At 72.1% G+C, this 25,555-nt stretch carries 23 protein-coding genes; 17 read left to right on the top strand and 6 right to left on the bottom strand.

What is annotated here, in order from left to right; translation table 11 throughout:
- Window positions 1-109 precede the first annotated feature (109 nt).
- Together J5X75_RS17615 and J5X75_RS17610 are read right to left on the bottom strand one after the other, a co-directional pair.
- The gene (locus tag J5X75_RS17615; protein ID WP_307798129.1) at window positions 110-1,345 is read right to left on the bottom strand and encodes a sensor histidine kinase; all 1,236 of its coding nucleotides are present in this window, start codon (window positions 1,343-1,345) and stop codon (window positions 110-112) included.
- Window positions 1,342-1,998, bottom strand: coding sequence for a response regulator transcription factor (locus J5X75_RS17610; RefSeq protein WP_208468484.1), 657 nt, complete (start codon window positions 1,996-1,998; stop codon window positions 1,342-1,344). Before J5X75_RS17610 ends, J5X75_RS17615 begins: the two co-directional genes overlap by 4 nt.
- 108 nt (window positions 1,999-2,106) lie before the next feature.
- Here J5X75_RS17610 and J5X75_RS17605 point away from each other — a divergent pair, with 108 nt between their 5' ends.
- The 5 genes from J5X75_RS17605 to J5X75_RS17585 all read left to right on the top strand — a co-directional run bounded on the left by J5X75_RS17605 (window position 2,107) and on the right by J5X75_RS17585 (window position 6,752).
- Window positions 2,107-2,655: a hypothetical protein gene (locus J5X75_RS17605; protein ID WP_208468483.1), complete on the top strand. Its 549-nt coding sequence runs from the start codon at window positions 2,107-2,109 to the stop codon at window positions 2,653-2,655.
- Window positions 2,652-3,686, top strand: a complete 1,035-nt coding sequence (locus tag J5X75_RS17600; protein WP_208468482.1) for a peptidoglycan-binding protein — start codon at window positions 2,652-2,654, stop codon at window positions 3,684-3,686. Before J5X75_RS17605 ends, J5X75_RS17600 begins: the two co-directional genes overlap by 4 nt.
- Window positions 3,683-4,339, top strand: coding sequence for an ABC transporter ATP-binding protein (locus J5X75_RS17595; RefSeq protein ID WP_208468481.1), 657 nt, complete (start codon window positions 3,683-3,685; stop codon window positions 4,337-4,339). The genes J5X75_RS17600 and J5X75_RS17595 overlap by 4 nt, the downstream gene beginning before the upstream one ends.
- The gene (locus J5X75_RS17590; protein WP_208468480.1) at window positions 4,336-5,529 is read left to right on the top strand and encodes an ABC transporter permease; all 1,194 of its coding nucleotides are present in this window, start codon (window positions 4,336-4,338) and stop codon (window positions 5,527-5,529) included. Before J5X75_RS17595 ends, J5X75_RS17590 begins: the two co-directional genes overlap by 4 nt.
- Window positions 5,530-5,735: 206 nt before the next feature.
- The gene (locus tag J5X75_RS17585) at window positions 5,736-6,752 is read left to right on the top strand and encodes a glycoside hydrolase family 26 protein (RefSeq protein ID WP_208468479.1); all 1,017 of its coding nucleotides are present in this window, start codon (window positions 5,736-5,738) and stop codon (window positions 6,750-6,752) included.
- Window positions 6,753-6,855: 103 nt separating this feature from the next.
- Here the strand turns inward: J5X75_RS17585 and J5X75_RS17580 are convergent, their stop codons facing one another.
- Window positions 6,856-7,584, bottom strand: coding sequence for an Ltp family lipoprotein (locus J5X75_RS17580; protein WP_208468478.1), 729 nt, complete (start codon window positions 7,582-7,584; stop codon window positions 6,856-6,858).
- Window positions 7,585-8,082: 498 nt separating this feature from the next.
- On the bottom strand, window positions 8,083-10,671 hold the full coding sequence (locus J5X75_RS17575; RefSeq protein ID WP_208468477.1) for a tetratricopeptide repeat protein: 2,589 nt from the start codon (window positions 10,669-10,671) through the stop codon (window positions 8,083-8,085).
- 124 nt (window positions 10,672-10,795) lie between these two features.
- Between J5X75_RS17575 and J5X75_RS17570 the strand changes: the two genes are divergently transcribed.
- From J5X75_RS17570 to J5X75_RS17560, 3 genes are all read left to right on the top strand, one after another.
- Window positions 10,796-11,953 carry an MFS transporter gene (locus J5X75_RS17570; protein ID WP_238488287.1) on the top strand — a complete coding sequence of 386 codons (1,158 nt, stop codon included), beginning with the start codon at window positions 10,796-10,798 and terminating at the stop codon, window positions 11,951-11,953.
- The gene (locus tag J5X75_RS17565; protein ID WP_238488285.1) at window positions 11,950-12,984 is read left to right on the top strand and encodes a zinc-dependent alcohol dehydrogenase; all 1,035 of its coding nucleotides are present in this window, start codon (window positions 11,950-11,952) and stop codon (window positions 12,982-12,984) included. Before J5X75_RS17570 ends, J5X75_RS17565 begins: the two co-directional genes overlap by 4 nt.
- A 64-nt stretch (window positions 12,985-13,048) precedes the next feature.
- Window positions 13,049-13,693 carry a ThuA domain-containing protein gene (locus J5X75_RS17560; protein WP_208468476.1) on the top strand — a complete coding sequence of 215 codons (645 nt, stop codon included), beginning with the start codon at window positions 13,049-13,051 and terminating at the stop codon, window positions 13,691-13,693.
- A gap of 7 nt (window positions 13,694-13,700) precedes the next feature.
- Here J5X75_RS17560 and J5X75_RS17555 read toward each other — a convergent pair whose 3' ends face one another.
- The gene (locus tag J5X75_RS17555; RefSeq protein WP_208468475.1) at window positions 13,701-14,618 is read right to left on the bottom strand and encodes an ADP-ribosylation family protein; all 918 of its coding nucleotides are present in this window, start codon (window positions 14,616-14,618) and stop codon (window positions 13,701-13,703) included.
- A 38-nt stretch (window positions 14,619-14,656) separates the two neighbouring features.
- Between J5X75_RS17555 and J5X75_RS17550 the strand changes: the two genes are divergently transcribed.
- Both J5X75_RS17550 and J5X75_RS17545 read left to right on the top strand, forming a co-directional pair.
- On the top strand, window positions 14,657-15,424 hold the full coding sequence (locus tag J5X75_RS17550; RefSeq protein ID WP_307798127.1) for a carbon-nitrogen hydrolase family protein: 768 nt from the start codon (window positions 14,657-14,659) through the stop codon (window positions 15,422-15,424).
- Window positions 15,425-15,719: 295 nt separating this feature from the next.
- On the top strand, window positions 15,720-18,908 hold the full coding sequence (locus J5X75_RS17545; protein WP_208468474.1) for a tetratricopeptide repeat protein: 3,189 nt from the start codon (window positions 15,720-15,722) through the stop codon (window positions 18,906-18,908).
- 26 nt (window positions 18,909-18,934) lie between these two features.
- On the opposite strand, the gene J5X75_RS17540 is transcribed toward J5X75_RS17545, so the two are convergent.
- On the bottom strand, window positions 18,935-19,309 hold the full coding sequence (locus J5X75_RS17540; RefSeq protein ID WP_208468473.1) for a DUF2203 domain-containing protein: 375 nt from the start codon (window positions 19,307-19,309) through the stop codon (window positions 18,935-18,937).
- A 74-nt stretch (window positions 19,310-19,383) separates the two neighbouring features.
- Between J5X75_RS17540 and J5X75_RS17535 the strand changes: the two genes are divergently transcribed.
- The 7 genes from J5X75_RS17535 (at window position 19,384) to J5X75_RS17505 (ending at window position 25,524) form a co-directional block, all read left to right on the top strand.
- Entirely contained in the window at window positions 19,384-20,934 is a 1,551-nt protein-coding gene (locus tag J5X75_RS17535; RefSeq protein ID WP_208468472.1) for a DUF2079 domain-containing protein, read from the top strand.
- 40 nt (window positions 20,935-20,974) lie between these two features.
- Window positions 20,975-21,697: a nucleotidyltransferase domain-containing protein gene (locus J5X75_RS17530; protein WP_208468471.1), complete on the top strand. Its 723-nt coding sequence runs from the start codon at window positions 20,975-20,977 to the stop codon at window positions 21,695-21,697.
- Between the two features lie 71 nt (window positions 21,698-21,768).
- Window positions 21,769-23,364: a Ycf46 family AAA ATPase gene (locus tag J5X75_RS17525; RefSeq protein WP_208468470.1), complete on the top strand. Its 1,596-nt coding sequence runs from the start codon at window positions 21,769-21,771 to the stop codon at window positions 23,362-23,364.
- Window positions 23,365-23,399: 35 nt separating this feature from the next.
- Window positions 23,400-23,846, top strand: a complete 447-nt coding sequence (locus J5X75_RS17520; RefSeq protein WP_208468469.1) for a hypothetical protein — start codon at window positions 23,400-23,402, stop codon at window positions 23,844-23,846.
- Complete coding sequence (locus tag J5X75_RS17515; RefSeq protein WP_204294411.1) at window positions 23,843-24,058, top strand: DUF2997 domain-containing protein; 216 nt, start codon at window positions 23,843-23,845, stop codon at window positions 24,056-24,058. Before J5X75_RS17520 ends, J5X75_RS17515 begins: the two co-directional genes overlap by 4 nt.
- The gene (locus J5X75_RS46005) at window positions 24,039-24,914 is read left to right on the top strand and encodes a helix-hairpin-helix domain-containing protein (RefSeq protein WP_208468468.1); all 876 of its coding nucleotides are present in this window, start codon (window positions 24,039-24,041) and stop codon (window positions 24,912-24,914) included. The genes J5X75_RS17515 and J5X75_RS46005 overlap by 20 nt, the downstream gene beginning before the upstream one ends.
- The gene (locus J5X75_RS17505) at window positions 24,907-25,524 is read left to right on the top strand and encodes a 4Fe-4S single cluster domain-containing protein (RefSeq protein WP_208468467.1); all 618 of its coding nucleotides are present in this window, start codon (window positions 24,907-24,909) and stop codon (window positions 25,522-25,524) included. Before J5X75_RS46005 ends, J5X75_RS17505 begins: the two co-directional genes overlap by 8 nt.
- The last annotated feature ends 31 nt before the right edge of the window (window positions 25,525-25,555 follow it).

Below are 25,555 nucleotides of genomic sequence, written 5' to 3'. Positions count from 1 at the left end.
CCACGTGGTGTCGTGCGAGGCACTCGACCTGAACCCTATCGGGATATAAGACGGAAATGACCTACTCGTCGGGATCCGCTACGCGGTGCGGGCGAAGGCCGGGACGGTCTCACCGGGCCCGCGGCGGCACGGGGAACCGCAGGGAGATCCGGAGTCCACCGGCCAGGCCCGGCTCGGCGGTGATCTCGCCCCCGTGCGCGGCGACGACGGACCTGACGATCGACAGGCCGAGCCCGCTGCCGTCGACGGAGCCGGTACGCCCGGACAGGCGGTGGAAGGGTTCGAAGAGGCCGGGTATCTCGTCGGCGGCGACGACCGGACCGGTGTTGGCGACGGTGACCACGGATCCGGCGCAGGTCACCGTCACGTCCCCGTCCGGCACGTTGTAGGCGATCGCGTTCTGCAGCAGGTTCTGCACGGCGCGTTCGAGCAGCACCGGATCGCCGATCGCCGGGACCGGTGCCGCGGAGAACCGCAGGTCCACGCCGGCGGCGACGGCACCGGGCCGGGCGGCGTCCACCAGGCGGCCGGTCACCTCGGCGAGGTCGACGCGGTCGCGGGTGGTGAGCCGCTGCTCGGAGCCGGCGAGCACCAGCAGCCCTTCGATCAGCTTCTCGTGCCGGGCGTTCATCGCCAGCAGGGCCGTACCCAGCCGGCGCAGCTCGGCGGGCGGGTCGGGGTGGCTGAGCGCGACCTCGATCAGGGTCCGGTTGATGGTCAGCGGGGTACGCAGTTCGTGGGAGGCGTTCGCCACGAACCGGCGCTGGGCGCCGAACGCGGCGTCGAGGCGGGCGAGCATGTCGTCGAAGGTGTCGGCGAGTTGCCGCAGTTCGTCCTGCGGGCCGCTGAGGCCGATACGTTCGTGCAGGTTGCTCTCGGCCACCCGGCGGGCGGTCGCGGTGATCTCCTGCAGTGGTCGCAGGGTACGGCCGGCCGCGAGCCAGCCGAGCCAGACGCCGATGACGCCGACCCCGGCCAGGGCGAGGGCGCCCTGGCGCAGCAGGGAGGTCAGGGTCTGCTGGCGGAACTGCCCCTGCAGCTTCTCCGCGAGCCGCATGGTCTTCTCGGCCTGCCGCTGCTGTTCGGGTGTCCAGGTCGCATCGGGGCTGGTCGGCTGCGGTTCGGTGGCGGCGTCGCCGGACGGCTGCGCCACGCCGGTGTCGACGGCGGTGATCTCGATCCCGGGAATCGCCGCGACGACCGCGGTACGACCGAAGTTCGGGTTGCTCAGGGCAGACGCGAGCAGCAGGTAGGTGATGCCGAGCAGCACGGTGCCGACCAGCAGGAACAGTCCGCCGTACAGGGCGGTCAGGCGGGCCCGGATGGTCAGCCGGTGCGTCGTCACGGGATCTGGTATCCCACTCCGGTCACGGTGGTCACCGCCTGCGGCGGCCCGAGCTTGCGCCGTAGGGTCAGCATGGTGACCCGGACCACGCCGGTGAACGGGTCGGTGTGCTCGTCCCAGGCACGTTCCAGCAGCTGCTCGGTGCTCACCACCGCGCCGTCGGCGCGCAGCAACTCCTCGAGCACGGCGAACTCCTTGCGCGACAGCGCGACGTGATGGCCGTCGCGGTACACCTGACGGCGCGACGTGTCGAGCCGGATGCCGGCGCGTTCCAGCACCGGCGGGGCGGCCGGGCGGGCGCGCCGGCCCAGCGCCCGGACCCGGGCGACCAGCTCCGCGAACGCGAACGGCTTGGACAGGTAGTCGTCGGCGCCCAGCGAAAGGCCCTCGACCCGGTCGGTGAGGCCCCCGGAGGCGGTCAGCATCAGCATGCGCACGTCCCAGCCGGCGTTCACCACGGCCCGGCACACGTCGTCGCCGTGCACCACCGGCAGGTCCCGGTCGACGACGAGGACGTCGTAGCTGTTGACCGCGAGGCGCCGCAGTGCGGCCTCACCGTCGTAGGCGGTGTCCACGGCGAGAGCCTGCAGTCGCAGACCCTCGGCTATCGAGTCCGCCAGCACGACCTCGTCCTCTGCCACCAGTACACGCATCGGGCCATCCTGCCGCGCGAACCCGTTAGAACGCTGTTAGCGCCGGCACTAATGATCATTTAACGGGCGAACTGGTGTGGTGGTTCCCGACTCGAGGGAGGAACCACGATGACATTCGTCCACAGAACCCGGCTGTTCGTCGTACCGGTGCTGCTCGCGGCCGTGCTCGGCGGTTGCGCGGAGCAGAAGCGGGAACCGTCGGTGGCGTCGGCCGGCGGGAAACCGACGGCCGGCGCCGGTTCGGTCGCGCCACAGGCGCCGGACGCCGCGGCGCAGGGTCGCAGATTCGCGCAGTGCATGCGGGAGAACGGCGTCGACATGGAGGACCCCGGCCCGGACGGCATGATGCGCGGGCTCGAGGTGACCAAGGCGAACGAGGCGAAGCTGACGGCCGCGTCGACCAAGTGCCGCGAGTTCCTGCCCAACGGCGGGGAGCCCGGGAAGATGCCGGCCGAGGATGTCGCGAAGCGCCGCGCATACGCCGCATGCCTGCGAGAGAACGGAGTGCCGGAGTTCCCGGACCCGGATCCGGAGACCGGCGAGTTCAGCATCGGCAAGGACAAGGCCGGCGCACTCGAGAAGCTGGACGCGGCGGCGCCGAAGTGCCCGCAGCTCGGCGGAGGTGCCGCCATGCCGGGCATCAGGGTGGACGGATGACCCGCCGAACAACGGTGGCGCTGCTGGTCACGCTGGTGACGCTCGGCGCCGCGGGCACGGCCGCGGTGCTCCTCGGTCGCGACAAGGAACCGGAGCCCACCGCCGACGGCCCGAAGGCCACCACCACGGTGCGGCGCCAGACCCTCGCCGAACAGATCAAGATCAACGGCAGTCTCGGGTACGGCGACCCGGTGCCGATGAGGTCGGGCGCCACCGGCACCGTGACGTGGCTGCCGAAGGAGGCCGCCACGATCCGGCCCGGCGGAACCCTGGTACGCGTCGACAACCGGCCGGTGGTGCTGCTCGGCGGCGTCCTGCCGCTGTACCGCCCGCTGGCGCCCGGCACCGAGGGCCCCGACGTGCGGCAGTTCGAGCGCAACCTGCGCGCGTTCGGCTACGACGGCTTCACCGTCGACGACGAGTACACGGCGTCGACCGCCCAGGCCGTACGGGGCTGGCAGAAGCGGCTCGGCCTGCCACGAACCGGAACCGTCACCACGTCCTGGGCGGTCGTGGCGCCCGGCAGCATCCGGATCGCCGAGCTCAAGGTACGGATCGGTGATCCCGGGACCGGTGCGGTGCTCACCTACACCGGCACCGCTCCGGTGGTCACCGTCAAGGCCCCGGCCGCCGACGCCGCCTGGGCCGCACCCGGCGCGAAGGTGTCCGTGGCGCTGCCCGGCGGCAGGCGGGCGCCCGGCAAGGTCACACACGTCGGCGCGAAGGCGACCGGGGCGGAGGGGGAGGACCCGACGGTGCCGGTCACCATCTCGCTGACCGGCCGCCCGGACACCGGCGGCCCGCGCGAATCCCCGGTGGAGGTCACCTACACCGGCCGGCAGCGCGACGACGTGCTCACCGTGCCGGTGCCCGCCCTGCTCGCGCTGGCGGACGGCGGATACGGCCTCCAGGTCGTCGAGAACGGCACCTCCCGGTACCTGGCCGTGCGGGTCGGCATGTTCGCCGAGGGACGCGCCGAGGTCAGCGGCTCCGGCCTGGCCGAAGGCATGACCGTCGGGATGCCCGCATGATCCAGATGATCGACGTGGAGAAGACCTACCCGGGCGGTGTCACCGCGCTCGCCGGTGTCTCGGCCACCGTGGCCGCCGGCGAACTGGTCGGCGTCGTCGGGCCCTCGGGCTCCGGGAAGTCGACGATGCTGCACCTGCTCGGCGCGCTGGACCGCCCGTCCGCCGGCACCGTGCGCATCGACGGCCACGACGTGGCGGACCTGCCCGACCGGTCGCTGTCCGCCCTGCGGGCCCGCACCATCGGCTTCGTCTTCCAGCAGTTCCACCTCGCGCCGGGGGTGTCCGCGCTCGACAACGTCGCCGACGGGCTGCTCTACCGCGGCGTACGGCGGAGCGAGCGGCGCCGCCGCGCGGCCCTGGCCCTGCAACGGGTGGGCCTCGCCCATCGGGCGGGCCACCGGCCGCACGAGATGTCCGGCGGGGAACGGCAACGGGTGGCGATCGCCCGGGCGGTCGTCGGCGACCCGGCGGTGCTGCTCGCCGACGAGCCGACCGGCAACCTCGACTCGAACGCCAGCGCGGCGGTGATGGCGCTGCTGCACGGCCTGCACGCGGACGGCGCCACCGTCGTGGTGATCACGCACGATCAGAAGATCGCCGCGGGACTCCCCCGCCGCCTGACGATGCGCGACGGCCGGCTGGGTGAGTCGTGAGCGCGCCGACGAGGCCGGTACCCGCCCGGCTCGCCCCGGACGACGTGGTCCGGGTCGGGGCCGCCGGCCTGCGTACCCGGCCACTGCGGATCGTCCTGTCGGCGCTGGGCATCGCGATCGGCATCGCCGCGATGCTGGCCGTCGTCGGGATCTCCGCGTCCAGCCGCGCCGAACTGGACCGCACCCTGCGCGCCCTCGGCACCAACCTGCTGACGGTGGCGCCCGGCAACACCCTCGCCGGAGCGCCGGCGAAGCTGCCACCCGAATCGACCGCGATGGTACGGCGTATCGGCCCCGTGCAGAGCGTCACCGCCACCGGCCGGCTCGCGGCGAAGGTCTACCGCAACGAGCACATCCCCGCGGGGCAGAACGGCAGCATCTCCGTGCTGGCCGCACGGCCGGACCTGCTCGAACACGTCGGCGCCCGGCTGACCGCGGGACGCCGGCTCACCGAGGGGGCCGACGGGCCGACCGTCGTGCTCGGCGCCGGCGCGGCGCTTCGCCTCGGCATCGACGCACCCGGCCCCCGGGTCTGGTTGGGCGGCCGCTGGTTCGGCGTGGTGGGCATCCTGGCGCCGATCCCGCTCGCGCCCGAGCTGGACTCGGCGGCGCTCGTCGGCTGGTCGGCGGCCCAGCGCCTGCTCGACTTCGACGGATCACCGACCACCATCTACACCCGCACCACGGACGCGTCGGTCGAGCAGGTCCGCGCCGTACTCGCCGCGACGGTCAACCCGCAGGCCCCCAACGAGGTGAAGGTCTCCCGGCCGTCGGACGCGTTGTCGGCGGCCCGGGTGACCGACGACACGCTCAACGGGATGCTGCTGGGGCTGGGCGCGGTCGCCCTGATCGTCGGCGGGGTCGGCGTCGCCAACACGATGGTGATCTCCGTACTCGAACGCCGCGCCGAGATCGGCCTGCGCCGGGCCCTGGGCGCCACCCGCGGACAGGTCCGCCTGCAGTTCCTGTGCGAATCACTGCTGCTGGCCACTCTCGGCGGCGGCGCGGGCGTGCTGTTCGGCTCCCTCGCCACCGCCGGCTACGCCTGGTACCGGACGTGGCCCGCGGTGATACCCGGCTGGGCGCTCCTCGGCGGCCTCGCCGCCACCGTCGCGGTCGGCGCGGTGGCGGGCCTCTACCCCGCAGCGGCGGCGGCCCGCCTCGCACCCACCGAGGCACTGACCCACTGACGCCCGGCGGGCTGCCCGGCCGCAGCCCTCCGGGCACGCCGGTTCGGCAACCGGAACGCAACCGTGGGTTTCCTCAAGTAGGGCAACCGGGCGGCACCCGGTTGAGTCCCGGGCCTGCTCTGGCGGTCCTGGAATCTCTTTCACATGCCGGCCGATACGCGGCCGACCACCGGGGGAGATTCATTTTGCGACGTGCCAAGCTGCCGATGCTCGTGACAGCTCTGACCGCCGTGATCGCCGGAGCCACCGCTGTCGTGGCGCCGACGTCCGCCACTGCCGCGCCGCGTACCTGCACCACCGGTGACAACCTCGTCCCGACCTGCGGCGTGCTGTGGGGCGGCGCCGCGGGTGGTTTCACCAGCACCCCGCGTGACCAGGCTCTCAAGACCTGGGAGAAGGCTTCGGGCCGGACCGCGACGATCTTCCACCAGTACCACAAGGGTGACGAGGTCTTCCCGACCAAGTCCGAGATCGCGATGACCCAGGACCCGGCGAACCCGCGGGTGCTGCTGGAGAACTGGAAGGTCGCCGAGGGTTCGACCTGGGCGAAGGTCGCCGAGGGCGAGCAGGACGCCCGGATCGACGCGTTCGCCGAGCGGGCCAAGGCGTACGGCAAGCCGTTCTTCCTCGCGCTCAACCACGAGCCGGAGAACGACGTGATCGCGAAGAAGGGGTCCGGCTGGGAGGCCAAGGACTTCGCCGCCATGTACCGGCACACCATCCAGCGCCTCGAAGCGCAGGGCGTCGACAACGTCGTGAACGTGATGGCCTACATGGGCAACGAGAAGTGGATGGCCCAGTCCTGGTGGAAGGACCTCTACCCGGGCGACGACGTCGTCGACTGGATCGGCCTGGACTCCTACTCGTCGGTGGAGAAGGGCTACTACCACCACGGCGACTTCGCCAGCCTGCTCGACCGTAAGCCGAAGAACGGCGGTCAGGGCTTCTACGACTGGGCCGCCAGCAAGCACGCCGACAAGCCGTTCATGGTCGCCGAGTGGGGCGCCTACCACCGGGTCGGCAAGAACACCGACAAGTCCGCCCTGTACGACAACGTCGTCCCGGAGCTGAAGAAGCGCCCGCAGATCAAGGCGATCGTGCACTTCGACACCCGCAAGGACGACCAGGGCGACCGCGACATCAGCATCGACAGCACCAAGGCCAGCCTGGCCTCGTTCCAGAAGCTCGCCGCCGACCCCATCTTCAACGTCAAGATCGGCTGACCTGATCCTCCCCTGACACGAGAAGCGCCGCCCGGTCCGCCGGGCGGCGCTTCCGGCTTCCCGGTGGCGTGACGGCGCGCCGTCGGGTGTTCGTTCGTGCGGGCTACAGTCCGACCTTCTTGACGCCGTAGGTGGCCTGCGCGGTGGTGAATCCCTCGTACTTGAGCTGCTTGATCAGCCCGGACCGGGAGAACGAGCCGAAGTCCAGGTATTCCTCGGCCTTCTTGGCGGCCTGTTCGTTCCAGTCGGCCTTCTGCGCGTCCACGCCGAAGGTGGCGTCCTTGGTGGAGAAGCCCTCGAACTTGAGCTGCTTGATCAGCCCGGTCCGGGAGAAGGCGGCGTAGTCCAGGTAGTCGGCTGCCTTCTCGACGGCGTTCTCCTGGGCGACGGTCAGCTTCTTGGTGGGCTGGGTGGTCGCCTCCGCAACGGGCTTGCTGGTGACGTCGGCCGCGGGCTTGGTGGTGACGTCGGCCGCGGGCTCGGTGGCCGGTTGCTTCGTGGCCGTGGTCGTCGTCACCGCGGTCGTCGTCGCGGCGGCGTTGTCCTTCGCGGCGTCGTCGCCTGCGGCGGCCACCGCACCGATGCAACAGAGTCCGGCCAACCCGGCCACGACCGCGAGCACGACCTTTCCGGTGTTCTTCTTCGGCGGCGCGACCGGCGGCGGGAAACCCGCGTAACCGGGCGGAACGGGCTTACCGGGCGGAACGGGCTGACCGGGCACTCCGGGCGGCGGGTACCCGGCCGGCGGCGGTGCCCAGCCGGGCGGCGGCTGCGGGACGGGACGGTTGGGGTCGAACGGCTGCTCGTTCGCGGGCGGGCCGGAGTAAGACATCATCATCCCTACACGACGGAAACAGAACTCGCGAGATGCCGGACCGCCGTCCGTAGTCATCGCCGCGTCAAGATTTAAACGAATCAACAAATCAGTACGGGTGAGTCGTTCGGCCACTTCCCCGCTCTCACCGGTCAGGCCGATCCCGTCTTCGGGGAAGATCCACAACCGATCGGCGGCCGCCGGCAGCCGTCCGCCCATTGCCCTCGGTCCCGTGGCGAGCCGCCGGGCGTCTCCATCGGGGACAGAAGAGGAGAGATCGGCCCCGGCGGCGCGGCGCGGGGCCGATCTCGGTGGCTGGCCGGCCAAGGATTCTGCGCTCCTCGACCCCCGTGACCAGCGCCGCCCATCGCTGGGAAGTTCCGGCGCTGTCGAGCGTCCACCTCGGCGCGGTGGCGTGGGCGGAGTCTGGACGAATTTGGACGCGCGGGTGACGCGGCGCACCGTGGGGCCGGTCGAGACATCGGCCGGCCGCGCGGTGCGCGGCCGGTGTCACGGTCAGTTCTGGTCGGCCGCGTCGAGCTCGGCCAGGTGAAGGCGGATCTGGTCGGCCTCGGGCAGTCCGAGGTCGACGTAGTGGGTGAGGGCCTGCCGGTACTCGTCGCGGGCCCGCCCGGGGTCGGCGAGGGCGCGGTGGACGTCGCCGAGCCCGGCGTGGGCACGGGCCTGCTGATGACGGTTGCCGGTGACGCTGGCGATGGCGTGGGCGGCGGTGTGGTGGGTCAGTGCGTCGGCGGTCCGTCCGGCGGCGCGGGACACCTCGCCGAGCCCGTTGCACACCCATGCCTCGTTGTCCTGGTTGCCGGTCTCCTGGAAGACGGTCAGGGCCTGCCGGTAGTACTCGGTGGCCTCATCGAGCCGGTCGAGGCGGGTGTGCAGTGAGCCGAGGCTCTCCAGCGCGCCGGCTTCGGAGGTGCGGTCACCGATCTGCCGGTACAGCCGCAGGGCCTGTTCGAGGTGGTCGCCGGCCGGCTCGTACCGGCCCATGCGGACGGCGAGTTCGCCGAGGCCGTGCAGCGCCAGGGCCTCACCGCGCGGGTTGCCGGTCTGCCGGGACACGGTCAGCGACTGGCGGTAGTAGTCGGCGGCCTCGTCGAGGCGGCCCGCCCGTTCCATGACAGCGCCGAGCCCGCCCAGCGTGGTGGCCTCTCCGATGCGGTCGCCGTTGCGCCGGTCGAGCTCCAGGGCCTGCTGCTTGTAGGCGATGGCGTCCGGGTATCGGCCGGCCCGTTCCGCGATGAGGCCGATGTTGAAGAGAGCCCGGGCCTGCCCGGCCGTGTCGGCGGTCTGCCGGAACAGCTCGAGAGCCTGCCGGAGGTGGTCGTCGGCCGGGTCGGGCCGGCCCAGCCGCAGGTGGGCGATGGCAAGACCGCTCAGGGCGTGGGCCTGCCCCTTCAGGTCGCCGCTGTCGCGGGCGGCGCGGTGGGCGTGGCCGTGCACGGTCAGGGCGTCGTTGTGGTGGCCGCCTTGCAGGTAGCGGGACAGGGTGCGGGCCAGCCGGGTGGTGTGGTCGGGCCACCCGTGCGTGGCGGTGTGGTCGGCGACGGCGACCAGGGTGGGCCGTTCGGTGTCCAGCCAGTCGAGCGCGTCCGGGCGATCGGTCAGGGGCGGGACGGGGGTGCCGGCCGGGGAGACGTGCGGCCGGACGTTCGCCTCGCCGGGCAGCAGGATCTCCATCGCGGCCGCGGTGGTGGCCAGGTAGTAGTCGAACAGGCGGGTGAGGGCGGCGCGGCGTGCGGGTGGGGAGTCGTGGTCGTGGGCGCGCGCGGTGGCGTAGGCGCGGACCAGGTCGTGGAGGACGTACCGGCCGGCCGTGGCCTGCTGGATGAGGTGATCCCGGAACAGCGCGCCCAGGCAGGCTTCGGCGGTGTCGAGGGCGGTGTCCGTGAGGGCGGCCGCGGCGTACGCGTCGAAGTCCTGGCCGGGGTGCAGGGCGACCAGGCGCAGCAGACGCTGCTGGTCGGCGGGGAGGTGCCGATAGGACAGGTCGAGAGCCAGTTCGACGCCGGCCTCGAGGCGCCGGTCACGGTGGCGCTCGTCGAGCCGATCGGCGTGGTCGGTCAGTGTCCAGCCGGCGGTGTTGCGGATGTGGCCGGCGATGAGGCCCAGCGCCAGGGGTAGGTAGCCGCAGCGGCGCGCGATCCGGGCGATCGCGTCCGGATGCGGGCCGACGGGCTGCTCGGACACGGCGGCGGTCAGGAAGGCCGTCGCCTCGTCCGGGTCGAAGACGTCGACGGTGAGCCGGGCGGTGGGGTGCAGGTCGGCGAGGCTGCGCCGGCTGGTGACCAGGGTGACGCAGCCCGGCACGTCGGCCAGGAGCGGACGGACCTGGTCGGCGGTGGCGGCGTTGTCGAGCACGATCAGGGCCCGGGCGCCGGCGAGACGGTTGCGGTAGGCGGCGGCGCGGGCGGCCAGCCGGTGGGGTATCTGATGGCCGGGCATGCCGAGCAGCCGCAGGAATCCGTCGAGGACAGCCGCCGGGTCGGCCGGCGGCTGGGTGGGGTCGGGGTGGAAGCCGCGCAGATTGACGAACAGGACCCGGTCGAACTGTTCCTCCCGGAGGAGCTGTTGTCCGGCGTGGACGGCCAGCTGGGTCTTGCCGACCCCGGCCATGCCCTCGATCGCCGAGATCACCACCGCGCTGCCGGCCCCGGTGGCTTGCCGGACGGCGTCGCTCAGCCGCTTCAGCTCATCGGTCCGGCCGGTGAATCCCACCAGATCCTGCGGGAGGCTGTCCTGGACCCGAACCTGGGAGACCGCCTCGACCTCCCGGCCGATCACGCGCAGGGCCTGCCGCCACTGCGTCACGTACCCGGTGTCGTCGCGGAGGGCCTGGACCACGGCGACGACCAGGTCGGTGTTCAGCCGCCGCCGGCCGGATTGGAAGCAGTTCGCCACCGTCGACCGTCGCGCCAGCTCGCCGGCCGGCCGGCCCTGCGTGGTCCAGGCCGCGTTGACCCGCTCCTTGATCGTCTCGTACGAGGGGTCGCCGGCCCAGACCTTCAGCAGCCGTAACCGTTCGACGAGGTCGTCGACGGTGCCGGCCTCGGCGGGATCGGGCGGCGCGGCGAAGGTGTCCCGCGGCATGGCACCTCCCTGGAGATCGTCGAAGCGGGTTCGAGGTTAGTACTCCAGCCGGAACGCTCGTCAGTCCGGAGGTCCGGCGCCGGGTTCTTGACCGAGTGGATCATCGGGTACGAAGCTCACCCGGATGAAACGTGTCATGCCCGCGTTGAGCGGGACCGCGGCGACCGCCGCGACCATCTTCCTGGTGGCGCTCTGCCTGCGGCCCGCGATCACCGTGGTCGGGCCGTTGTTGCCGCAGATCAGCGTGGACGCCGGGCTCGGCGAGGCGGCGCAGGGACTGTTGGGGGCGCTGCCGTTGCTGGCGTTCGCGTTCGTGTCGCCGCAGGTGCACCGGATGGCCGGGCGGCTCGGGATGGAGCAGGCGGTGCTCGCGGCGCTGCTGGTGCTGGCGGCGGGTACGTTGGTGCGCTCCTACACCGGGCCGGGCGGGCTGTGGGTGGGCACGATGGTGATCGGGTGTGCGATCGCGGTCGGGAACGTGCTGGTTCCGGCCATCGTGAAACGTGACTACGCGTCGAACGTGTCGCGGGCCACCGGGTTCTATACGGCTTTCATCACGATCGGGGCGTCGGCGGCCTCGGCGGTGGCGGTGCCGGTCGCGGACGCCGTGGACTGGCGGTTGTCGCTGGCCGTGTGGGGCGGCCTGGCGCTGGCCGTGGCGGCGGCGTGGCTGCCCCGGGCGCGGGCCGCGCCCGTTCCGGAGGTGGTCGCGGCCGCCGGGTCGGCGGCGGTGTGGCGGCAGCCGCGGGCCTGGATGATCACCGCGTTCATGGGTCTGCAGTCGACGTGTTTCTACGTGCTGGTGACCTGGCTGCCGACGATCGAGATCGCGGCCGGGTTCCCGGAGCGGGTCGCGGGGTTGCACCTGTTCCTGTTCCAGGGGATGGGGATCCTGGGAGGGCTGGCGATCCCGCTGCTGCTGCGTGATCCCGGGACCCGCCGGCTGGGCGCGGTCGTGGCGAGCCTTCCGGTGATCGTCGCGCTGCTGGGGCTGCTGGCCGCGCCGGGGCTCGCCGTCGTGTGGGCGGGCATCGCCGGGCTCGGGCAGGGTGCCGCGCTGGTGACGGCGTTGACGCTGATCAGCCTGGGCGGGCGGACCGCGGCGGAGACCACCCGGCTGTCCGGGATGGCGCAGTCGCTGGGGTACCTCCTCGCGGCGGCCGGGCCGGTGGCGGCCGGCGTCCTCGCCGAGCGGACCGGCGCCTGGGACGCGACGTTGGTCATGGTCGTGGGGTTGGGCGTCCTGCAGGTCGGAGCGGGGGTCCTAGGATCCCGATCATGATGCGGGCGCTGGTTCTCACTGCTCCGGGCAAGGCCGAGGTGCGCCGGGTGCCGGAGCCGGTCGCCGCGCCCGGCCAGGTGGTCGTCGACGTCGAGCGGGCCGGCGTGTGCGGCACCGATGTGGAGTTGTTCACCGGCGAGATGAGTTACCTGCACAGCGGGGTGTCGTCGTACCCGTTACGGCCCGGGCACGAGTGGTCGGGGACGGTGCGCTCGGTCGGGGCGGGCGTCGGCGAGTCGTGGATCGGGCGGCGGGTCACCGGTGACACCATGATCGGCTGTGGTGGCTGCCGGCGATGCCTCGCGGGGCGGCATCACGTCTGCCCCGAACGGCATGAGCTGGGCATTCGCGACGGCCTGCCGGGGGCGCTGGCCGAGCGGATGGCGTTCCCGGCGGCCTACCTGCACCCGCTCCCGGACACGGTCGACGCGATGGCCGGCGCGATGGTCGAGCCGGCCGGCAACGCCCAGCGCTGCGTCGACGCCGCCGCTCTCGCCGCCGGGGAGCGGTTGCTGATCCTGGGAACCGGCACGATCGGCCTGCTCACCGCGATGCTGGCCCGGGCGCGTGGGCTGGAGGTGCATCTGCTCGGGCAGGAGCTGGGGTTCGCCCGGTCGCTGGGCTTCTCGCGGTCCTGGGATGCGGCGTCCCTGCCCGCGCTGTCCTGGGACGCGGTGGTCGACGCCACCAACGCGCCGTCGATGCCGGGGCTCGCGGTGTCGCTCGTCGAGCCGGGACGCCGGGTGGTCTACATCGGCCTGTCCGGAACACCCAGCATGATCGACACCCGGGACGCCGTGCTGAAGGACGTCACCGCGGTCGGGATCCTCGGCGCGTCGGCCGGTCTCGCGGACGCCGTCGCGGCCTTCGCGTCGGGCGCGATCGATCCGCGGCCGCTGGTCGCCGCGACGGTCGGTCTGGACGAGGCCGCGGCCGTGCTGTCGGGTTCGCGTCCGGCGGGCGCGGGGCCGGGGCCGAAGATCCACATCAACCCCCGGGACGGGTACGGGGGACGCGGCTCTCACCGGTGATCACCGCGACACGCGCGGCGCCCGGTTCCGTACGCCGCCGACTCGAAGGGATCAGGATGGACCGATGCCGCCACGCGTCCTCGTCTTCACCCGCACCGCCGATTTCCGGCACGACTCGATCCCGGCGGCGATCGCCGCGCTCACCGGGCGCGACGACCTCCGGGTGACCGCCTCCGAGGATCCGGCCGACGTCGCCGCCGGTGACCGTTTCGACGCCGTCGTCTTCGTCTCGACCTCGGGCGACGTGCTCGGCGAACGGGCCCGGGACGCCCTGCGCTCGTTCGTCGAGGGTGGCCGCGGTTTCGCCGGGGTGCACGCCGCCGCCACCACCGAGCCGTCCTGGGACTGGTGGCCGGATCTGCTCGGCGCCCGTTTCGCCGGCCATCCCGAAGGTGTGCAGCAGGCGACCGTCGACGTCGTGCCCACCGGTCACCCGTCGACCGCGCATCTGCCGCCGGCCTGGCGTTTCACCGACGAGTGGTACGCCTTCTCCGACGTCCGCCCCGGCTCCACGCTGCTGCTCGGCGTCGACGAGTCCACCTACGCCCCTGCGGAGTTCGGGATGCCGTCACCGCACCCGCAGGCGTGGTTCCGTGAGGTGGGCGCGGGCCGGTCCTGGTACACCGAGCTCGGCCACCGGACGGAGGCCTGGTCGGACGGCCTCTTCCTGGATCATGTCGTCCACGGCATCCGGTGGGCGGCGGCGTAGGGCGGGCTCACGGCTCGGTCAGCACCTGCACCGACCGCAGATCGCGGTGGGCGGCGTGCACCTCGGCGATCTCGGCGAGCGCGTCCCGGCCGAGGGCCCGGTACGCCCCGGTCAGCAGGGCCAGGCCGGCTTCCCGGTACTCGTCACGGTCCAGCCAGTGCAGCTCGCTGCCGACGGTGAGGGCGAACGCCGGCCGGCCCGCGGCGAGTTCGCTCTCGGCCTCGGCGATCCACTCGGCCGCCTTGGCCGGATCCTTGCCGAAGTCCTCCAGGCGCATCCCCGACGACGGCAGGTGCGGCTTGCCGCTGCGGGGTGGCAGGAACGGGAAGAGGGAGACCGCGGTCCGCCGGCGCAGCCCGGGCTCCCGGCGGGGCAGCCGGTCCCGCCGGAGCGCCTCGGCGTCGGCGTCGGCATACCAGTCGAGGGCCTCGATCAGGGGCGCGGCCCGTTCGGCGTCCTCCGGTTCGGCGCCGTAGTCGGCGAGAAACTGGTCGACCTCCTCGCGGAGCACGCCGAGCAGGGTCGGTGGCCGGGACGGCCAGGTCTCGGCGCTGTCGCGGGCGTAGTTGTGGGCGATGAGGTTCGGCAGGCCGGCGGGGTCGTCATACCAGAGGCCGTAGTGCAGCCCGTCCGAGCCACCGCCCATGACGGTGACGAATTCGGCGGGGTCGCGCCGGAAACGGGCGTGCAGCCGCTCGTCGAGCCCGTCGCGGCCGACCAGGTCGAGCCCGCCGTCACGGAAGTAGTCGGTGACGCCCCACGCCGAATGCCCCATTTCGAGGACGGCGGCCTGGTCGCTGGCCCAGAGCGCGGCGAAGACGGCCACGAACCGGGGCAGGCGTAGCCCGAACACCCGCTGGACCCGCTCGGCGACCAGCGGGAACCGCTCGGTCATGGTGGTCAGTGCCGCTTCCCGTGTCGTCATCAGCGGATCCTAGATCGGGGGTACGACAAGATGTCCGGGTGCAGCTGTCCGTACTGATCGCCCAGGTCCCCACCGTCTGGGACGTCGCCACCAATCTGTCCACCTACCGTGCGGTCCTGGCCGAGACCCGGCCCGGTGACGTGGTCCTGTTCCCGGAGGGCCTGCTCTCCGGCTATGCCGAGGACCTGTCGCCGTTGGACACGCTCGATCCCGCGGAGATCCGCGACGCCGTCGATCAGGCCGCCGCCCTGGCCCGGGAGAGGCGGGCGCACGTCTTCTGCGGATCCGTGCTGCCGGAGGAGCGCGGCTGGTCGAACGCCGCCCTGCACCTGTCCCCCGACGGTCCGCCGCACGTCTACCGCAAGATCAACCTGGCGATGAACGAGCGTGGCCGGATGACGCCGGGCGACCGTCTGGAGACGACGAGCGTGCACGGCGTCACCGCGGCGACGCAGCTGTGCCGGGAGATCCGTTTCCCGGAGCAGTGGCAGTATCTGGCCGCCGCCGGCGCGCGATTCCTCGTCTATCTGACCAATGCCGCGAACCCTCGCGAGCCGGACGGCGTCTGGCGTTCGCACCTGGTCAGCCGGGCCGCCGAGAACCAGCGTTTCGTCCTCTCCGCCAACATCCCCGATCCGGCGCAGCATTGCCCGAGCATGATCGTCTCACCGCGCGGGGAGGTGCTCGCCGAGCTCCCGATGGGCGAGAAGGGCCTGCTCCGGCACACTTTCGACCCGGACGAGTCGGGCGACTGGTATCTCCGCCAGCGCCGCCAGGACGTGATCTCGCTGACCTGTCACGCCTGAGGCCGCCCCCACCGGCGGCCGATCCCACACACGGCCGCCGGCCGGCCCCCTTGCGGTCCGGAGCTCGGCAAAACCCCGGCATCCCTTCATCGCACCGAAGTGCCGCGTCAATCAAAAACCCCCACTTATCTCTCACCCTGAGCGCAGCGAGACCTTCCCTCCTATTTCGTACGAGCGGCGACCAGAACCGTGGCCACCCCGCGAGGCGCCGCCCACTCCCGCCTGTGCCGCGCCCGCCGGGCTGAGCTGCCGGGCCGGGCTTCCGTTCGGACCGGTGGGGTCCACAATGAGCGGCATGCTCCGTCGATGGCGACCGCGATCGTCCGGCCAGGTGGTGACCGGCAGCGTCGTCTTCGGCGACGTCGTCCAGATCGCGGACGTCGGCGGCGATGTCACGGTCAGCCCGTCCCCACGGCCGTACCGGGTCACGCCCGCCACCGTCGGCGCCGCCGAACTCACCCCCGACCGGGCCCGCGCCCAGCCGAGCCGGCTGCTGCTGGCCCGCTACCAGGTCGTGCCGTTCACCGGCCGCACCCGCACCCTCGACGACCTCGACACGTGGATCTCCGGCCCCGATCCGGTGGCGGCCCGCCTGATCCACGCGGCCGGCGGCCAGGGCAAGACCCGTCTGGCCGCCGAGGTGGCGAACCAGTGCGCGGCGGCGGGCTGGACGGTGTGGACGGTCACCCACCACGCGACACCGGTACCCGGCTCCCGCGTCGATCTGCCCGGCGGCGCCCTGCTGGCCGTCGTCGACTACGCCGACCGCTGGCCCGTCTCAGCGCTACAGGCCCTGCTCACCCAGTTGGGGCAACTCCACGCCCGGGCCGGCACCACCGTACGGGTGCTGCTGCTCTCCCGCTCCTCCGGCCACTGGTGGCAGGCGGTCGCCAGACAGGCCGAGTCCGACGGCGCCGAAACCTCCTCGACCGCGCTCCCGGCCCTGGCGGCCGACAGTGACGACGACCGCCTCGCCCTGTTCACCACGGCCGCGGCCCACTTCGGTAGGGCGCTGCATCCTTCGTACCCCGGCCCGTGGCCCGCCCCCGATCTGACCGGTTCCGGATTCGCGCAGGTCCTGGCCGTGCACATGGCCGCCTTGGCGGCCGTCGACGCTCACCGCCACGGCAGCGAGCCGCCCACCCACCCGCACGCCGTCTCGGCCTACCTGCTCGGCCGCGAACAGGCCCACTGGCAGGAATTGCACGCCCGACGCGAAAGCCCGCCGACCACCGCGCCCACCGTCATGCAGCGCACCACCTACGTCGCCGTCCTGACCGGGCCGCTCCCCCGCCCCGACGCCCGGCAGGCCCTCGTCCAGCTCGCCCTGGCCGGCAACCCCTCCGCCGCCGACCAGCTCATCGACGACCACCGGATCTGCTATCCCCCGGCCGACCATCGCACCGTCCTGGAACCACTGCTACCGGACCGTCTTGCCGAGGACTTCCTGGCCCTGTCCACACCCGGCCACCATCTCGACGACGACCTCGGCCTTCTCACCGACGACTGGACCCTGACCGCCCCCGGCGCCCTCCTGGAAGGCGGGGATGCGACCGGACGGGTCGACAGCATGATCAGCACATTGACGGAAGCGGCTCACCGGTGGCCGCACCTCGCCGAGGAAGTGCTGTACCCCCTCGTACGCCGTCATCCCGAGCTGATCACTTCCACCGGCGGCGCCACCCTGGCCCGCCTCGTGTCGATCCCCACGATCGACGTGTCCGTCCTCGAGGCCCTCGAGCCGCATCTGCCACTCGACCGGCACATCGACTTCGATCTCGCCGCCGCCTCGATCAGCAGCCACCTGACCCGCCACCGCCTCGCCCACACCGACGATCCCTCGGCACGTGCCGCCCTCCACGCCGAACACTCGTGGCGACTGGACAACGCCGGGCGGCACGACGAGGCCCTGGCCGCCGCGGAGCAGGCCGCCGCCGGGTATCGCCGCCTCGCCGAGGAGAACCCGGCGCGACACGCGGCCGATCTCGGGGGCTCACTGGTCAATCTCAGCAACCAGATGGCGCGGCTGGGCCGCCCGGCAGAGGCCCTCACCGCGGCGGAGGACGGCGTCGCCATCTTCCGTGGTCTCGCCTCCGCCGAGGCCGGCACCCGCCTGCCCGACCTGGCCGCCGCACTGGATGTCCTCGGTAATCGCCTGACCGAGGTGGGCCTCCCCGAGAAGGCTCTCGCCGCGACGGAGGAAGCCGTCTCGGTCTACCGCCGGCTCGCCGACGACGACCCCGGCACCTACCTCTCCGACCTCGCCATGTCGATGAACAATCTCGGCAACCGCCTGTCCCGTCTGGGCCGTGCGGCGGAGGCGGTGTCACCGGCGGAGACGGCCACGGCACTCGCCCGCGAGCTGGCCACCATCCACCCGGCGACCCATCTGCCCCACCTCGCCCTGTGCCTCACCAACCTCGGCAGCACGCTCTTCGCGCTCGGCGACCGGGAGCGGGCCGTTTCCCTGTCACGTGAGGCGGCGGAGATCTACCGACGGCTCGCCGACGACAACCCCGGCGTCTACCACGAACCGCTGGCGCTCTCGCTCAACAATCTGGGGGCACATCTCGCGGCTCAGGGCCGGTCCGACGAGGCGGTGGTGGCGGCCGAGGAGGCGCTGGCCATCCGGCGGCGCCTGGCCGAGGTCCGCCCCGGCGCACACCTTCCCGGCCTGGCAGCATCGCTGGCCAACCTGGGGCTGTTCCTCTCGCGCCTGGGCGATCGCGAACGAGCGATCACGATGCTCGAGGAATCGACCGTCATTCGGCGGCGTCTCGCCGACAGCCATCCGGCCGTCCACCGCCAGGCTCTGGCCGTGTCGCTGAGCAATCTCAGCGTCCAGTACCTGGAGGCGGATCACGTGGAGGAATCGCTGGCGGCGGCGCGGGAAGCCGCGGCGATCCACCGTGACCTGGTCACCGCGAATCCCGTGCCGCATCTCCCCGACCTCGCGCACTCGTTGTGCAACCTCAGCAACGCACAGGTCCGGATCGGTCTGCGCCGATCGGCCCTGGCAACGGCGCGAGAGGCCACCGCGATCTCCCGGCGGTTGGCCGCCGACCACCCCGGTGCCCACTCACCGCTGCTCACGACCGCGTTGCACGTCCTCGGCCAGCGGCTCGGCGACCAGGGCGACTGGGCCGGGGCGATCGCCGTGACGGACGAGGCGACCGGCATCATCCGCGGGCTGGCACGGCGGAATCCCGAGGCCCACCTCGCCGATCTCGCGAAATCGTTGATGACGTACGCGGGCCTCTGCGCGACGGCGCAGGCGAATCTACGCCAGGCATTGAGCTGCGTGATCGAATCGCTGCGGATCTACCAGCCCTTGGCGGCACGGAACCCGGACGAGTTCGAGGCATTGTGGTTCCGGGCCGGACTGGTGTTCGCCGATGTCCTGGCCAAGCTCGGCGAGGAGGAGAAGGCGGCGATCGTTCGCGCGCGACTGAAGCGGATCGCCGGGCTGCCCGAGAACGGCTGAACCGGCACCCGCCCTGCCACGCTGTCTCAGGCGGCGTCGTCCGGGAGCGGGCGGCGGCCGGCGAAGCCGAGGTCGGCGCGGTGGTACCAGGTGATGTCGGCGTCGCCTTCGAGCCAGCACAGCAGAACCGGGACGCCGTCCAGGTCGGCCGGGAAGTCGACCAGCAGCGGGGCCACGCCCTTGAGTTCGGCGCCGGTCTCCTGGATCTCGGTCATCAGTTCGTTGAGGCGGGCCTCGGCGGCCTTGCGCTCCGGCAGCCCGCCCAGGCTGGTCGGCTCCCCGCCGGGGACCAGGGCGGCGGAGAGTTCCACCATGTCGGCGCGCAGGGTGATGACCTCGTCGAGGACCGGGCGCAGCCGGGCCAGTTCGGTACGTGCTTCCGCCACCGTGAACAACCCCATACCGCAGAGTCTGTCACCCAGGGGGGAACGGCTCGGCGAACACCCGCCGAGGAGATCTACTAGGTTGTGCATCCGTGCTGATCAGAGTGCGGGATGCCGCGATCCGGACGCTCCTGTCCCCCTGCGGGTGGATCGTCGGGGTGGCGATCTATCTGTTCGCCCGGTGGGCCCAGGCTCAGTACGACGCCCTCACCGTCGGCGCGTGCGACCTCGGCATCTTCTACCAGGCCGTACAGGGCTGGGCGAACGACGGCTGGCCGATGGTGCCGATCAAGGGGTACGTGCAGCTCGGCGACCACTTCTCACCGGCCTTCGCCCTGCTCGCGCCGCTGGTGTGGATCCACGACTCGGCGATCACCCTGGTGTACGCCCAGATCGTCCTGATCTGCCTGTCCGGCATCCCGATCTACCACATCTTCCGCCGCCGCCACGGCATCGCGGTCGGCACTGGGATGCTCATCGCGTACCTGTGCAGTCATGCCGTCTTCGGCACCGTCGCCTTCCCGGTGCACGAGGTGATGTTCGGCGCGTTGTTCCTGGCCTGGGGCCTGGAGCGGATGCTCGCCGGGAAGTGGACCCAGGCGACGATCCTGTTCGCGGCGCTGGTCACGGTCAAGGAGGACGGCGGCCTGCTGTGCGCCATGCTCGGCCTCTACGCGCTGCTCAACCGGCGGTGGAAGCACGGCGGGTTCCTGATCGCCTGGGGCGCCTCGTGGTTCCTGGTGACCCTCAAGTTCATCATCCCGAACCTGAACCCGGGCGGCTTCACCTACGCCAAGGACTACCAGGCGAGCCTGCACGCGGACGGGATCTTCGCCGGCATCCCGTACATGATCACGCACCCGCTCGAGATCCTGAACCTGATGACCGACCAGCCCGCCAAGCTCACCACCTGGGAGCAACTGTTCATCCCGGTCGGGTTCGCGGCGCTCGCCTCCCCGCTGATCCTGATGATCGCGCCGGTGATGCTGAGCCGGATGCTGTCGTCGCGCGACACCCAGTGGTCCTCCGAGCTCTACTACGACATGCCGCTCATCCCGATCATGTTCGCCGCGGTGGCCGACGGCTTCCGCCGGATCGGCAGCCTCGTCGACCGGGCCCGCGGCCTGGGCCCCGACCCGGATCTCGCGATGGCGCCCCGCAGCGCGCCCGTCGAGGAACCGAAACGGCCCTGGTACCAGTTCCGCACCGCGACCGTGATGGCCGCCATCGCCGCGCCGGTGTTCATCTTCTTCGCCGTCCAGGACCTTCGAGATCACAAGATCGTCGACTGGTACGAGGGGACGGCGGCTCCCTTCAACAACGCCACCGTGGTCGGCGAGGCCACCGACGCCCTCGAGCGCATCCCCGAGGGCGTCACCGTCCGGGCCACCAACAACCTGCTGATCCCGCTGCTGCCCACCAACGAGGTCACCCTGATCGGCTCGAACGTCGACAAGGGCGACTGGGCCGTCGTCGACACCTGGAACCCGAGCTGCCCGATCGGCCGCACCGAGATCCCCCAGATCATGAAACAGCTCGACCAGATGGGCTTCCGCCAGGTCTACAACGGCGGCCGCATCATCGTCCTCCAGCGCACCGCCCCCGCCACCCAGCCGATCCGCGGCACCGGCACCGCCAGTTGACGCCGGAGAAGTGTCGTAGGGGCGTGCCAGGATGGCGGACATGAAGCGGAGTGCGGTGCTGGACCGGCTGCTGGCCGAGGCGGAGGCCGACGCCGGCGTGCGCGGGGTGGTGCTGACCGGGTCGCACGCCCGCGGCATGGTCACCGCCCACTCCGACTGTGACGTCACCGTCGTGGTGGCCGGCCCGGCGCTGGCCCGGTGGCAGCGGGTGCGGTCGTCCGAGCTGGACCAGGCGGTCGTCACGGTCGAGGCGCTGGCCGACACGTCGATGCACTGGCCACGCTACGGCTACCGCGGCGCCCGGGTCCTGCTCGACCGGCTCGGCGGCGGCATCGCCGACCTGGTCGAGCGGCAGGCCACCCCCACCGACGCGGAGGCCCGCACCTGGTCACGCGACTTCCTGGACGCGTATGTGAACCAGCTCTACCGGGCGGTGAAGAGCCACCGCGACGGCGCGGCGGCGGCCGGCCTGCTGGACGAGCTGGAGAGCGTGCCGTGGCTGCTGTCGACGGTGTTCGCGCTGCACGGACGGTTGCGGCCGTACAACAAGTACCTGACCTGGGAGCTGGCCACCCACCCGCTGCCGGGCCGGTGGAACGCCGCTCTGGAACCGGGGCGGCTGCCCGGCCGCGCGCTGAGCCTCTTCCCGGCGGTCGCCGACCTGGCCCGCGCCCGGGGCCACGGCGACGTCCTCGACGGCTGGGGCGCCGACATCGCCCTGATCCTGCGGCAGGCTAGGAGGTCCGGTGTCAGCGGTCGTTGAGTCGCCGCGGGTGGTCACGGAAGGCCATCGGTTCCGGCATGCCCGGTCCACCCCGGCAAGGCGGGTCTGACATGAGCACGGTGACGAGGTCGTTCCCGGAGACGTTCGCGCAGCTGCTCAAGGCCCGGTTCCCGGTGCTCTACCTGGAGACCCACGAGGAACAGCGCGCCCTGCACAAGATCTCGCTGATCGCCGGAAACCCGGAACTGGTGCGGGTGCCCCGCCCGGTCTGGTCGTGGACGATCACCGGCGGGCTGATCCAGCCGGACGGGGAGGTCCGCTCGAACACCGGGCGGGTCATGGACGCGCTCAAGATCGTGCACCGGCTCGACGAACCGGGCGTGTTCGTCCTGCGTGATCTGCACCCGCTCACCGTGGACGGGCAGTACCCGCAGAACATGGAGGTGGTGCGCATGCTGCGGGACATCGCGCACGCCTTCCGGACCGGGCGGCACCCCCGGACGCTGGTGCTGCTGTCGCCGGTGCTGAGCCTGCCCGCCGAGCTGGCCAAGGACATCACCATCGTCGACTTCCCGCTGCCGGGCGAGGCCGAGCGGGGCGCGCTGCTGGACGCGATGATCCGCGCCAACAGCGCGAGCGGCCGGCTGCGGGTGGATCTCGACGAGACGGGGCGGGAGCGGTTCGTCGCGGCGGCGGCCGGGCTCACCATGCAGGAGGCGGAGAACGCGTACGCCCGGGCGATGGCCGACGACGCGGTGCTGGACGTCGGCGACGTCGACATCGTCCACGACGAGAAACGCCAGACCGTCCGGAAGTCGGGAGTTCTGGAGTTCATCACCGCCGGCACCGTGCTCGACGACGTCGGCGGGCTCGGCAACCTCAAGTCCTGGCTGGTCAAACGCAACGGCTCGTGGCTGCCCGAGGCCGCCGAGTACGGCCTGCCCGCCCCACGCGGCGTCCTGATCACCGGCGTGCCGGGGTGCGGCAAGTCGCTCACCGCCAAGGCCATGTCGACGGTGTGGGGCCTGCCGCTGCTGCGCTTCGACATCGGCCGGGTGTTCTCCGGGCTGGTCGGGTCCAGCGAGCACAACATGCGGACCGCGCTGCGGATCGCCGAGGCCGTCGCCCCGTGCGTGCTGTGGGTCGACGAGATCGAGAAGGGTTTCGCCGGCGGGACCGGCGACTCCGGCACCGGCGCCCGCGTCTTCGGCACCTTCCTCACCTGGATGCAGGAGAAGAGCCGGCCGGTGTTCGTGATCGCGACCGCCAACGACTTCGACGGGCTGCCACCGGAGTTGTTGCGCAAGGGCCGGTTCGACGAGACGTTCTTCGTCGACCTGCCGAGCCGCGCGGAACGGGTGGATGTGTGGCGGGTGCACCTGCTGCGGGCGCTGCGCCATCCCCGGGTGGCGGGCGAGCTGCCGGTCGGCGCCGACCTGCTGGACGAGCTGGCCGGGCTGACCACCGGCTACTCCGGCGCCGAGATCGAGCAGGCCGTCACGGTCGCCCTGTTCGACGCGTTCTCCGAACGCCGGCCATTGAGCCGCGACGATCTGGTGCGCGCCGTGATGAGCATCGTCCCGCTCAGCGTGACCCAGGCCGAGCGCATCGACGGTCTGCGCGCCTGGGCCCGCAACCGTGCCGTGTCCGCGACCAGCACCGATGACTGGGATCTGACCGACCGTCCCGGAGCACCGGGACGGTAGGGTGTCCGCACACCAACGAAGAACGGGGGGTTCTCGTGAGCGTGTCACTGTTGCTGGTCCCGTTGGCGATGGCCGGCGCGGCCGCCATTCAGGCCCGGGCCGCCGGGCAGTCCGACGGCGTCTGCGACGTCCGGACCCGGATGCGTGACGTCACCCTGCTGGGCGAGGCGCTGCGCGACACCGGCGCCACCGTCGTCACGTCCGGCGAGACGCTGACCGCCGTCTGGGGTGGGACGAAGGCGTCCGCCACGTTCACCCGCGACACCGAGGGCATCTGGGGCGCGCACTTCACCGGCGTCCAGCAGGAGCGGGCGGTCGAGCTGGTCACCGCGGTCGACGAGGCCTACGGTCGCCGGGTGCAGCGGGCGGTTCTGGAGCGGCTGCGCGACCAGGCGCCGGCGGCCGGGCTCCGGCTGGAGTCCGAGTCGGTCACCGACGGCGCCGTCCAGCTGGTCTTCGAGGTGGAGCGGGAGCGGGCATGAGCAGGCCACGGATCGTCGTCACCGTCAACGGCGACGGCACGGTCAGTGCCGAGACCCTCGACATCCTCGGTGACCGGTGCCTCGACTACATCGCCGTCCTCGAGGACCTGATCGGCGGGAAGGTAGAGTCCAGCGCCTTCACCGACGACTACACGCGCCAGCACCACACAGCACAGGAACAGCAGGTGAACCGTGACGTGGACCCCGCCTGACCAGGGTTTCCCACCGTCGAAGCCGCAAGGCCCGGCGCGGCTCTCGTGGCGGCTCGGCCACAGCGCCTGGGTGCTTCTGCCGATCCTCAGTTTCGGCTGCCTGAGCGCCGCCGGGTTCCTCTATGTCGGTGTCCGGGCGCGCCGCCATGCGTGGTCGATCGCCGGCATCGTCTACAGCGTCCTCGCCAACGCCGCGTTCTTCACCGGGCCGACCCTGCCGAAGGACGGGGTGGCCTCCGACCTCACCGTCGTGGCGCTGCTGATCGTCTGGATGATCTCGGTGGTCCACGCGCTGGTCATCAACAGCTCGTGGTTGCAATGGCGGGCCGGCCACCAGCCGTGGTACGCGCAACAGACCGCCGCGCCGTGGGCCGGTGTCCCGGCTCCCGGGCCGGTTCCGCCCCAGGTGCAGGGTCTCGTGCCTCCGCCGAGCCAGTACTACGGCGCCCAGCCGTCGACGCCCCAGCCGTATGCCGCTCCCCCGCAGGCGTCCGCGGCGCAGCAGGCGCATGCGGCGCCGTACGCCCCGATGGCGCCACAGTCTCCTTTCGCGCCGCCTGCTCCTCCCGTGCCGGATGTTCCTTCGGCGCCACCCGCTTCTTCGGCGCGGCTGGAGGTCAACAACGCCACCGTGGCGCAGCTCGCCATGCTGCCGGGTGTCGGTCCCGAACGGGCCGAGCGGGCCGTGGCCGCCCGCGACTCCCGGGGCGGATTCGCGTCGCTCGCCGAGTTCGCGGACGCCGCGTCGCTCGCCCCGCACGAGTTCGTCGCCGTCCGCGACCATCTCACCTGTGCTCCTCCCCCGGCCCCGCAGCACGACCACGACCAGCCGTTCGGGCGCATCGTCGATGTCTGAGACGCCGCTCGTGCGGGTGGCGCGTTTCCTCGACCGGACCACGGCCGAGGGCCCGGGCGAGCGGAGCGCGATCTGGGTGCAGGGTTGCTCCATCCGGTGCGCCGGCTGTTTCAACCCACACCTCTTCGGTCCGCGGGGCGGCACGCCCACCACCCCGGAGAGCCTGGTGGAGCGGGTGGTGGCGGCCGGCACCTCCGGCGTGACGCTGCTGGGCGGGGAGCCGTTCGAGCAGGCCGCGGGCTTGGCGGCGGTGGCGGCCGGGGTGCGGCGGGCCGGGCTCACCGTCATGACGTTCTCGGGGTACGAGTACGCGTACCTCCGATCGTCGGCGGACGAGCATGTGGCCGCCCTGCTCAGCGCGACCGATCTCCTGGTCGCGGGCCCGTTCCGGCAGGACCTGATCGATCGTGACCGGCCGTGGGTGGGCTCCACCAACCAGGAGTTCCTGCACCTGACCGGCCGTCTCGCCGACGTGACCGGGCCGGACCGCATCGAGGTGACCGTCTCCGCGACCGGCGACATCGCCGTCAACGGCTGGGCCGACTCCGACACCCTCGACGCCCTGCTCGCCGGCCTCCCCGCCGGCCGCGCCCGCCCGTCAGCACGCTGACCCGGCTCCGCTCTGCCTTTCGGCCGAGTCG

Origin of the sequence: Actinoplanes flavus, from assembly GCF_017592555.1 — a bacterium.
In the GTDB taxonomy this organism is placed as follows: Bacteria; Actinomycetota; Actinomycetes; order Mycobacteriales; family Micromonosporaceae; genus Actinoplanes; species Actinoplanes flavus.
The sequence above is the reverse complement of the archived record's forward strand: the minus strand, read 5'-3'. Positions and strand labels throughout refer to the sequence as shown.